The organism is Paenibacillus validus NBRC 15382 (assembly GCF_004000985.1).
Lineage (GTDB): Bacteria > Bacillota > Bacilli > Paenibacillales > NBRC-103111 > Paenibacillus_G > Paenibacillus_G validus.
The window spans coordinates 40,085-50,928 of the sequence record NZ_BIMH01000038.1; the positions used below are offsets into that span (position 1 = coordinate 40,085).

At 41.5% G+C, this 10,844-nt stretch carries 12 protein-coding genes; all 12 read left to right on the plus strand.

Going from position 1 to position 10,844, the window contains the following annotated elements:
- Positions 1–21 precede the first annotated feature (21 nt).
- Positions 22–942, plus strand: coding sequence for a flagellar hook-associated protein FlgL (gene flgL / locus PVA01S_RS20015; RefSeq protein ID WP_127609052.1), 921 nt, complete (start codon positions 22–24; stop codon positions 940–942).
- A gap of 11 nt (positions 943–953) precedes the next feature.
- Complete coding sequence (locus PVA01S_RS20020) at positions 954–1,520, plus strand: DUF6470 family protein (protein WP_244932998.1); 567 nt, start codon at positions 954–956, stop codon at positions 1,518–1,520.
- 110 nt (positions 1,521–1,630) lie between these two features.
- Complete coding sequence (gene fliW, locus PVA01S_RS20025) at positions 1,631–2,062, plus strand: flagellar assembly protein FliW (protein WP_236595743.1); 432 nt, start codon at positions 1,631–1,633, stop codon at positions 2,060–2,062.
- A 28-nt stretch (positions 2,063–2,090) separates the two neighbouring features.
- Positions 2,091–2,318: a carbon storage regulator CsrA gene (gene csrA, locus PVA01S_RS20030; RefSeq protein WP_397375737.1), complete on the plus strand. Its 228-nt coding sequence runs from the start codon at positions 2,091–2,093 to the stop codon at positions 2,316–2,318.
- Between the two features lie 171 nt (positions 2,319–2,489).
- Entirely contained in the window at positions 2,490–3,722 is a 1,233-nt protein-coding gene (locus tag PVA01S_RS20035) for a flagellin N-terminal helical domain-containing protein (protein ID WP_127609054.1), read from the plus strand.
- A 158-nt stretch (positions 3,723–3,880) separates the two neighbouring features.
- Positions 3,881–4,492, plus strand: coding sequence for a DUF8042 domain-containing protein (locus tag PVA01S_RS20040; protein ID WP_127609055.1), 612 nt, complete (start codon positions 3,881–3,883; stop codon positions 4,490–4,492).
- Positions 4,479–6,350 carry a motility associated factor glycosyltransferase family protein gene (locus PVA01S_RS20045; protein ID WP_127609056.1) on the plus strand — a complete coding sequence of 624 codons (1,872 nt, stop codon included), beginning with the start codon at positions 4,479–4,481 and terminating at the stop codon, positions 6,348–6,350. The genes PVA01S_RS20040 and PVA01S_RS20045 overlap by 14 nt, the downstream gene beginning before the upstream one ends.
- Complete coding sequence (locus PVA01S_RS20050; protein ID WP_127609057.1) at positions 6,347–7,345, plus strand: UDP-N-acetylglucosamine 4,6-dehydratase family protein; 999 nt, start codon at positions 6,347–6,349, stop codon at positions 7,343–7,345. The genes PVA01S_RS20045 and PVA01S_RS20050 overlap by 4 nt, the downstream gene beginning before the upstream one ends.
- 23 nt (positions 7,346–7,368) lie before the next feature.
- On the plus strand, positions 7,369–8,136 hold the full coding sequence (rfbF, locus tag PVA01S_RS20055; RefSeq protein WP_127609058.1) for a glucose-1-phosphate cytidylyltransferase: 768 nt from the start codon (positions 7,369–7,371) through the stop codon (positions 8,134–8,136).
- A gap of 18 nt (positions 8,137–8,154) precedes the next feature.
- Entirely contained in the window at positions 8,155–9,222 is a 1,068-nt protein-coding gene (gene rfbG / locus PVA01S_RS20060; RefSeq protein WP_127609059.1) for a CDP-glucose 4,6-dehydratase, read from the plus strand.
- 19 nt (positions 9,223–9,241) lie between these two features.
- Entirely contained in the window at positions 9,242–10,459 is a 1,218-nt protein-coding gene (locus PVA01S_RS20065) for a class I SAM-dependent methyltransferase (RefSeq protein WP_127609060.1), read from the plus strand.
- The coding region (locus PVA01S_RS20070) for an NAD-dependent epimerase/dehydratase family protein (RefSeq protein WP_127609061.1) at positions 10,456–10,844 on the plus strand (389 nt) is incomplete at its 3' end. The genes PVA01S_RS20065 and PVA01S_RS20070, both read left to right, overlap by 4 nt.

Genomic DNA, 10,844 nt, shown 5'->3' on the forward strand with positions numbered 1-10,844 from the left:
TAACAAGGGGGAGGATCACTCATGACTACTCGGGTAACCCAAGGGATGTTAAATAATCAACTGCTTCGCAACATTAATACCAACTTGACCCGTATCAATAATCATCAGAATCAGCTATCAACCGGACGTCAAATTAATAAAGCCTCGGATGATCCGGTCGGTATTACTTTCTCTCTTCGTTATCGAAGCGAGCTTTCGGCGAACGATCAGTATGAGACTAATGTCGATGCAGCGGTGTCCTGGCTTGAATATACGGACACGATGCTGGCTCAGTCCGGAGAGGTGCTGCAGAGGGCTCGGGAGTTGACGGTCAAAGCGGCTACCGGGACGAACCCTCAACAGGCTCTGAACGCGATCAAGAGCGAAATCGACCAATTGAGAGCCCAGCTAGTTAACATCGGAAACAGCGAGTTTAATGGCAAGTACGTATTTAACGGCCAGTTGACCGATAAGGCGCCTTATGAAGAAGCGACTGCGGCGGGAGCTACCGTGGACCACGGTGAAATCAAGTTCGAGATTGGCGTAGGCGTTCGAATTGCGGCGAATATGCCGGGTAACAAAGTGTTTGGCGAACCGTATGATCCGAACGATCCGGTTAAGCAAAATAACGATAACCTTTTCCGCGTGTTGGACGATCTTTCGAAGTCGCTGGAGGATGGCAGCATTCCCGGTATTGAGAATGCTTTAGGCCGCTTGGATACCCGTATGGATGTATTCCTCGAGGCTAGAGCGGATGTGGGAGCGAAGCTGAACCGGATTGAGCTTGCCCAGGCTCGAATTCAAGATATCAATACGAATCTTCAGACGCTCCAGTCGAAAACCGAAGATGCGGACATAGCCGAGGTGATCACGAACTTAAAAACAGATGAAAATGTGTATCAAGCCTCATTATCGGTAGGGTCGAAAATCATTAGTACCAGCTTGGTGGATTTCCTTCGCTAGGGGGGCTATTGGTGGATATTCCCAGAATTCAAATTAGGCAGGAATACGGAAAGCTGGGTATCGATGCCGATTTGGGACGGCAGCATATGAGGCAGCCGCGTGCCTCCTTGGAGATTACCACTTCTCGTCCGAAGCAAGATATTCGTGCGGGTGAGGGGAAGCTCTCGATTGAACAAAGCAGGGCTTTTGACGCCGTCGGACATGGGCCCTTTCTTACGGTCATGAATCGGATATACAGTCAATCCAAGGGCATTGCTTTACAAGGAATTGCGAAGATTGTAGCGGATGGCAACCGAATGGCGCAGATTACTAATCCTGCAAACGCATTTGCAGATATCGCCCGTAATCAAGCGTTTGATTTTTTTGAATTTAAAATCATGGGCGAAGCTTCTTTCGACAACGTCGATGTAAAATACGATGCAGGACCGTTAGAGATTGAGACCAGCGAAGGGTCTGTAAACATAGAGACGCATCCTAATCGTCCGGAGTACAATTATTATAGAGGGAAACTGGATATTTATCTTGCACAGTATCCAAGCGTTGAGATTATACCTCCTCGGCTGGATGAGAGAATGTAATCCTATCCTTTCTAGCGCATAATAAAGCTGTAGACATTGGTTCTATGGCTTTTTCGTTTATACGGAAGATGAAATTCAGAAAGAACAGGAGATGCGTAGCATTGGTCAAGGTGGAAACAGTCTTATTTGGAGAGATCGAAATTCGTGACGATCAGATCATTCGCTTTCCGGGCGGCATTCCGGGATTTGAAGATCATGAGAAGTTTACGATTATTGAACCCGATCCGAGTGTACCTTTTTCTTATCTGCAATCGATCGAAGATCAAGAGCTTCATTTTATATTGGCAGACCCGTTTGTATTTTTTAAAAGCTATGAATTTGAGGTTCCTCGAGGTGTTCAAGAGGAGATTGAGATTGACAGCCCGGAGGTTTTGGCCATTAAATCCATTGTTTCGGTTCAAGATAAATTGGAGGAGGCGACGGCCAATCTGCTTGCTCCCATCGTGATTAATACGAAGAAAATGCTTGCTAAACAGGTGGTTCTTCACGATACGGTGTATACAACCAAGCATAAGCTATTTGAATTAGCTGTTTCGGAATAACTGCCAAAAGAGGTGATGAACCGTGCTAGTGCTTTCGCGTAAAAAGGGAGAGTCCATCATGATCGGGGACCAAATCGAGCTTGTTATCCTTGGTACCGAGGGGGAATCCGTTCGAGTCGGGATAAGAGCACCAAAACACATTCAGGTATACCGTAAAGAGGTGCACTTAGCAATTAAGCAATCCAACGAAGAAGCATCCAAAAGTGCTGTGAACTTAGACGCTTTGAGCGCGCTCTTCAAGAAGCGGGACCAGTAACAAGGTTTTACATTCATCAACAAATTTTTTCTAAATTGCTATTAACATTTTAAAATCGACCTCCGATATAATACGTAGGGCCTAATTTTGAGAGGGCGGCCGACCTTATCAATAGGCACATAGATTCCACATGGATGTGGATGAAACTTACCTTCAGGGAGGAAGAATGAAATGAGAATTAACCACAACATTGCAGCATTGAACACACATCGTCAATTGGGTACGAACACGGTTGGCGCTAACAAATCTTTGGAGAAGCTGTCTTCCGGTCTTCGTATTAACCGTGCCGGCGACGACGCAGCAGGTCTTGCCATCTCCGAGAAAATGCGCGGCCAAATCCGCGGTTTGGACCAGGCTAGCCGCAACGCTCAAGACGGTATCTCCTTGATCCAAACGGCTGAGGGCGCATTGAACGAGACTCACAGCATTCTGCAACGTATGCGTGAACTTGCTGTTCAATCCTCCTCCGATACGAACACGGACCAAGACCGTAAAAACCTTCAAAACGAAATGGATCAGTTGACTAAAGAGATCGACCGTATCCGTGACACCACACAGTTCAACACGAAGAGTCTGCTGGACGGTAAATTGGCTTCTAGGCATGCGGCTTCCGGCGGTAATGTATCTGCAAACACAGCTATTAGCGGTGGTGCTTCTGCGATAGCGGCCACCACTGCATTCAGTGCGTTGACAGATGTCAACGGTAAGTCCCTGGGAATCAGCGGCGGCAGCACCATTCAAGTATCCTGGGTTTCCAGCGGTACTTTCCACACTGCGACCCTCACTGGTTTGGATACCTTTAATACACTCGGAACAACACTGAGCGGCGCTACGGTTGCTGTTGATAGCAATAGTAACATCTCCCTTACTTCCAACACAGGTCTTGCCAATGCCATCCACGGGTTGACTCTTACTGTCAAGGACAGCAGCGGCAACATCAATTCGGCAGCTACTAAAGCATTGTCTTCCTTCACGGAAACTTCCGGTGCATACGACAAGCAAGTAAAAGACGGCAGCTTGCTGTTCCACATCGGTTCGAACACGGATGAGAATGTCTCCTTGTCTGTTAATGATATGGGCTCGACTGCACTTGGTGTGAAAGACCTGAAAATTGATAAGCAAGATAGAGCTAACGTAGCCATCAAAGCGATTGACGAAGCTACGCAGAAGGTATCTGCAGAGCGTTCCAAATTGGGAGCTATGCAAAACCGTCTGGAGCACACGATCAATAACTTGGGAACGGCATCCGAGAACTTGACGGCATCCGAATCCCGTATTCGCGATGTAGACATGGCGAAAGAGATGATGGACTTCACGAAGAACAACATCCTTACGCAAGCGGCTCAAGCTATGTTGGCACAAGCGAACCAACAACCACAAGGCGTTCTGCAATTGTTGGGCTAATGAAAATTATTACCAAAGAGATCCTAGTATGGCTAGGATCTCTTTTTATATTCCGGATAATACCTCTAACATTTTGTTTTCAAAAATCCGATAATAGTAGCATCGAGCATTGCAAAATTTGATATAAAACGACGATAAAAGACATTTATGGGGGAGTCATGTTGGAACTGATATTTCAGGAGTTGAGTATTAATTATGACTCAAAGGCGGGATCCCTTAAAGCATTATTCCAAGATATGGACCGCCTCCTAGCAGAAAGAAACTTGGTCTTGTATGGGATAAAAATTGACGATAAAGAAATATTTGACGATTACATACAACACTTAGAAGAAGAAGTTGGCCGGTATAGTACGATTAAACCTATGGTTGCTACCAGAAAAGAAATCAGGGATAATTTATTGCTCTCTACAGAGCAATATTTAATGCGGGCAAATCCGGCTCTAAAGCAAATGTCGTCGCAGTTCTACCGAGAGCCTTCGGAAGATACCTGGACACTGTTTCAGCAATGGTCTGAAGGGTTTGAATGGATACAGCGCATGCTAGAGAACATAACGATTTCTTGTCACCTGCCGATTGGTTGGGATCAATGCAAACAAACTTTTTTTGAAACTCACCCTTTTTTAGTTGATTTGGAACAAGCGATGGAACATGGGGATTGGACACTGGTTGGCGATATTTTAACCCATGAGATTTTGCCCCGATACGAATCTTTACATTTTCAAATAAGCATGATTATTGATCAAGAGGTTGTGCGTGATGATCTTAACTAAGAACATGAAGTGGCTGGAAGAAAATTTCTACGGGGCAATTGCTAAACTTCAAGAGCCTTCCGAGAATGAAGGTTCGTTTCATCTGGAATCCGCAAAAAATGGAATAAATACAGTTGTATATGGTGCTAATGGGCGGTCCATTTATTTACACAGCAAATACAATCCGCTAAATGAATCAGAACAGTTTATCAAACAATTTGAGCAACTGGACGAATTTGAGCATGTTTTTTTCTATGGAGTAGGGTTGGGGTACCATGTTGATTTGCTGTTAAAGAAATTTCCTCACTTAACGTTTACTTTATATGAGCCTGAATTTGAAGTTTTTCGTCTATATCTGTCTCAAAAGTCTCTTGCAGACTTACCGATTAAACGCCTGCGCAAAGTTTATATTGCTAGAGACGAGCAGGACCAAAGCATATTTATACGAGATTTCGTTTCTAGTGTAAGCGGTAAGACGTTGCTTGTAACTTTGCCAAGCTATGAGCAACTAAATCCAGTCCGTTATATGAGCTTTGTTAATCAGTTTAGAGAAGCTTTAAATCTTCAAATGTTTTCTTTTTCAGCCGATTTCAGGTTTGAAAAGCGATGGACCGTGAATTGCCTAAAAAATCTGCCTTACACTATAAAAACCCCCAACATTATTCAAGATTTTAAAGATAAGTTTAAGGATAAGCCGGCTATTGTTGTAGCGGCGGGTCCATCCTTAGAAGAGGATATTCCTACAATACGTTATATTAGGGAGAACGGTCTCGCTTATATATTTAGCGTAGGATCAGCCATAAAAGCGTTAATCGGACATGGTATATACCCGGATGCAGCGTGTACATATGATCCGATGCCGTGGAACCTCAATGTTTTTGAGGATGTAAGGAAACATCAAATTACCTCGATACCGTTGTTTTACGGAAGCAGTGTAGGATATGAAACTCTCGAACATTATCCTGGCCCGCTAGCTCATATGATTACGAGTCAGGATACTTTGGCCACGGTTTTTCTTAATCGAAACGATGGCAGGCCATTAGAGCAAGTGTCGGATGCACCAACGATTGCAGTAGTAGCTTTAGAACTGCTTCACAAATTAGGGTGTAACCCGATTATTCTAGCTGGACAAAATTTGGCGTACAAAGGAGATCAGTTTTATTCCAAGGGTATCGGTTACGAATACAGACCGTCAAGTTTGACAGAAGAAGAGTTAGCGAATGCTAAATTGATTAAAGACGTACACGGTAATGATATTTATACTAGTCCTGGCTTTGATCGAATGAGAACTCATATGGAATCGGTAATCAGATTGCATGGCATGACTAATATTTATAATACGACAAAAGGCGGGGCCCATATTGAGGGAACCACCTTTATCACGATCGATGAGCTGGTAAAGGAACGATTGCAGCATAAGCAGGTTGTGACGGATTGGTATCAAAATAAACAAAGTTATTCGCTTCAACTCGTAGTAGAGAGAGTGCAATATATGGTTCAACAGCATGAGCGGGTTGGCGAAATTTTAGAATCTCTTGTGGCTGTTACGAAGACTCTAAAAAGCACGTACATATTGTCTTCTCCCAATAAATTAGATAGAAAACTGGAAAATTTCGAATTGCTAATAAAGGATTTGGAGAATAACGCTTTTTACAATACTATCGTAAAGCCAATGAACCGACTTCAGAACGACTTATTAATAAGGGCGCTCGAGGCTAAGGCGGTACGGTTAGAGAAAAGTAAAGTGATTAAAGCCAAAGCCATCGCTGAACTATTTAAGCCTTATCTAGACGGATGTTTAGAAGATGTTCGAGAAGTAACACCGATGTTTAACGAAGTCACGGAAAATCTATTGAATCAATATGGAGCGGCAGTATGATCTATCATAATAAAAAAATACTTATCATCGGCGGTACAGGAACGATAGGCTATCATCTGACTAGGCGGTTATTACAAGACAATCCGAAGGTAATTCGTATTTTTAGCCGTGATGAATTCAAGCAGTATCAAATGAATATTGATTTTCAGGATCAACAAGAAAAGCTGCGGTTTCTAATTGGAGATGTTAGGGATTATCAAAGAATTTTACGGGCGATGGAAGATATTGATTACGTGTTTCATCTTGCCGCGATGAAGCATGTGCCGGCCTGTGAATATAATCCGTTTGAGGCTGTTCAAACCAATGTGATTGGAACGCAGAATGTTATACAGGCGGCCATGCAGTCTGGCGTAAAGAAAGTACTGTTTACCAGCTCGGATAAGGCTATATCTCCAACTAATACTTATGGTGCGACCAAATTAACTGCAGAGCGATTAATATCCGCTGCAGAGTATCAAAAAGGCCCTAAATCAACGGTCTTCTCATCGGTGAGATTTGGGAATGTGATGGGATCTAGAGGATCGGTTATCCCTTTATTTAAAAAACAAATTCTTGAGAACAGATGTGTTACTGTAACGGACTTAAATATGGTTCGATATATGATGACTCCCTCTCAAGCCATCTCGTTACTGCTTGAAGCTAATGCATTAGCTAGTGGCGGAGAGGTGTTTGTTTTAAAAATGCCTGTAGTAAAGTTGTCTGATTTAGTAACTGTAATGATAGAAGAACTATGTGCGAAAAACAATCTTCCCGTACATGATATTAAAATCAATGAAATCGGCCTGCGGCCAGGGGAAAAGATGTATGAGGAATTAATGACGGAAGATGAGTCAAGAATTGCCCTTGAAAAAGCAGAGATGTATATCATTCCTTCGCTTTTTGCCGGAAAGCAATGGGGCAGTGGCAACATCGTTTCTAAACCAATGCCACAAGAGAATAGCTCTATTCCGCAAAATTTATTAAGAGACTGGCTCCTTACGGAAGTATTAATATAATCGGTTAATTTTGGGGGATGATTATGAAGGCAGTCATTTTAGCTGGAGGACTGGGAACCAGAATAAGTGAGGAGACATCCGTTCGTCCCAAGCCCATGGTGGAAGTAGGCGGAAAGCCTATACTATGGCATATCTTAAAGATTTATTCTTATTACGGGATAAATGATTTTATTATTTGTCTTGGTTACAAGGGATATCTAATTAAAGAATATTTCGCAAATTATTTTTTGCATATGTCTGACGTTACATTTGATATGAAAAATAATCGTATGGAAGTCCTTCAGAATAATTCAGAACCATGGAAAGTCACTTTGGTTGATACCGGAGAACAGTCTATGACAGGTGGGCGTCTTAAGAAAGTTAAGAAGTTTATCGGAGACGAAACTTTCTGTTTTACTTATGGAGATGGATTATCAAATGTTAATATAAGTGATTTAATACATTTCCATAAAAAACAAGCTACATTGGCAACCTTAACAGCCGTGCAACCCCCAGGCCGATTTGGGGCACTTGATTTCAGTGAAAACAAAATTACAAGTTTTCAGGAAAAGCCGAAAGGTGACGGTGCATGGATTAATGGAGGTTACTTTGTTCTTGAACCAGAGGTACTGGATCTTATTCCTAATGACATGACCGTATGGGAACAAGACCCGTTGGAAAAGTTATCCTCCAGCGGTCAATTATCTGCTTACAGACACAATGGGTTTTGGCAGCCCATGGATACTTTAAGAGACAAGATAAAACTTGAAGAGTTATGGAGTTCAAACCAAGCCCCTTGGAAATTATGGTAGGGATGGTGAGAGGGACAAATGCTAGACAAACAATTTTGGAATGGAAGACGGGTATTAGTTACAGGCCATACTGGCTTTAAGGGCTCATGGCTCTCGATTTTGCTCCTTTCATTAGGGGCTGACGTCATGGGTTATTCGAAACAACCTGCGGCAGAACCGAATATGTTTAACGTCTGTAGATTAAATGCTCTGATACCAACTGTAATTGGGGATATAGCAGACAATGATTTGTTGAGAAATACAATACAGTCATTTGAACCTGAGGTTGTGATTCATATGGCGGCACAACCCCTTGTTCGTGAATCGTATATTAATACCCTGGAAACCTATAGTGTAAATATTATGGGAACCGTGAATTTATTGGAGATCCTAAAGACTAGTAATCATTTAAAAGTTATTCTTAATGTAACCACTGACAAGTGTTATGAGAATAAAGAGTGGGTTTGGGGTTATAGGGAAGTAGACGCTCTAGGTGGACATGATCCATACTCGGCAAGTAAAGCTTGTTCGGATCTTATTACAACTTCGTACAGAAAATCTTTCTTTGCAGAGAGAGGTATAGGGGTAGCGACCGTTCGTGCCGGAAATGTGATAGGTGGGGGAGACTGGTCAACCGACAGATTGATTCCCGATTCTATAAAGGCATTAATAAAGGGAACCAAAATTATTATTAGAAAACCACATGCAGTTAGGCCGTGGCAGCACGTATTGGAACCATTATTCGGATACTTATTGTTAGCGGAGAAATTATATAAAGATGATCATAAATACTCAGGAGCCTGGAATTTCGGTCCAAGAGATTCTGATGTTATTTCTGTTGAGAACGTAGTTAGAAAGCTTTCTGAAAAATGGGGATCCGGCAGCTTTGAAATTCAAAATGATATAGAATTACATGAAGCAACTAATTTAAAGTTAGACTGTTCTAAGGCATCTATTATTCTTGACTGGACACCTGTTTGGGAGATAGACAAAGCCTTAGATAAAGTGGTTAATTGGACAACAGCTTGGATTGAAGGTAAAGACATGCATACCTATACACTGAGCCAAATAAATGAATATTTGATGGGAAGAAATAAGACGAACTAAATTCGGGAGTGAATTAGAGATGTCTGATGTTTTTGTAAGTTATAGAGATAGTTGTAGGGTATGTAAGAGTACGAATTTAAAGAAGTGGGTACATTTACCTCAAATGCCTATGACAGATGATCTTAGAAAGCAGGTCAACAAAGAGGTTTTTTTACATGATATCAACATTTATGTGTGTTTGGACTGCCAAGTTAGTCAGACACTTCATGATATTGATTACGGATCATACTATAAAGAATATTCATATACAGTTACAAAATCCGGTTTTGCGAATCAATTTATGCAGCAGCTTGCTACAAATACGATAGATAAGTTTAACCTAAAGCCAGGGTTGAAAGTAGTTGAAGTAGGTTCTGGTGATGGCAGTCAGCTTTTAGAATATAAAAAATTGGGCGCAAATGTATTTGGTTTTGAACCGTCAGAGCTGTTAACGGAGATTAGTAGGCAACGTGGAGTTCCGGTATATACGGGCCTTTTTGATAACGATGCAAGTAAGTATATCCCCAAAGAATTTTCAAGTGCTGACGTCATTCTTTTAACTTATACTTTTGACCATATTCCAAATCCGGTTGATTTTTTATTATCCGTAAAAGACATATTAAACCCTGATAACGGATTGCTCATTATCGAAGTTCACGACTTAGATCAAATCATAGCTAAGCGAGAATATTGCTTATTTGAGCATGAACATTCCGTTTATTTATCGTTGAAAACAATGGAACAACTACTAAAACGCTGTGGCTATAAGCTAATTACAGATAATTTAGTTCCTCTTCAAAGCAGAAGAGGAAATTCACTGCTGATCGTTGCGGCTAACGAAAATTCAAAAATTACTTATGAATCTGAAACTCAAGGTGTACATCAAACATTGGACGATCTCAATAGCTTCTCCAATCGATTAGAAACCGGGATAAAAGAGCTGGATCTTTTTATTGAACAAGAAATTAAAGCAAATAAAAAAATTGCCGGCTATGGGGCAGGTGGCCGCGGAGTTATGACATTAGCTGCTTTAAATAATGCGAAATACTTGAAATATTTGTGCGATCAAAATCATAATTTTCATGGGAAGTTTACACCTAAAACGAACATTCCCGTTGTTCCGACAACCTTTCTGTCAGAACAGCCGGTTGATACTCTAATCGTATTTAGCTATGGATACATGGATGAAATATCAAAACATGTGAATGCACTTCCTAACCCTCCTAAGAGCATAGTATCTCTATTGGAGGTACTATGACAAGCAAAGCTGTTATAGTTACAGGGGCTACGGGCTTCATTGGTTCCTGGCTGGTAAAAAGTTTATTGAAAAAGGAATATAAGGTTGCTGTTATTACCCGAAAAGAAAGTAGTTTAGAGCGTTTGTCTAATCATAAGAATATTATATTAGTCCCGGGGAATTTAAATGATGTTAGTGGATGGTATAAACAGCTTTCCAATTTAGATTTAAATTTCAGGTGTTTTTTTCACCTAGCTTGGGATGGAGTTAGCAATCTAGAAAGAAACTCTATTCAACAGATGAATAATGTCCTTTACAGCCTCGAAACGTTACGATTGGCAAAGTCCTTAAACTGCACGAAGTGGATTGGTACAGGTTCTCAAGCTGAATACGGTCCTCTTAATAA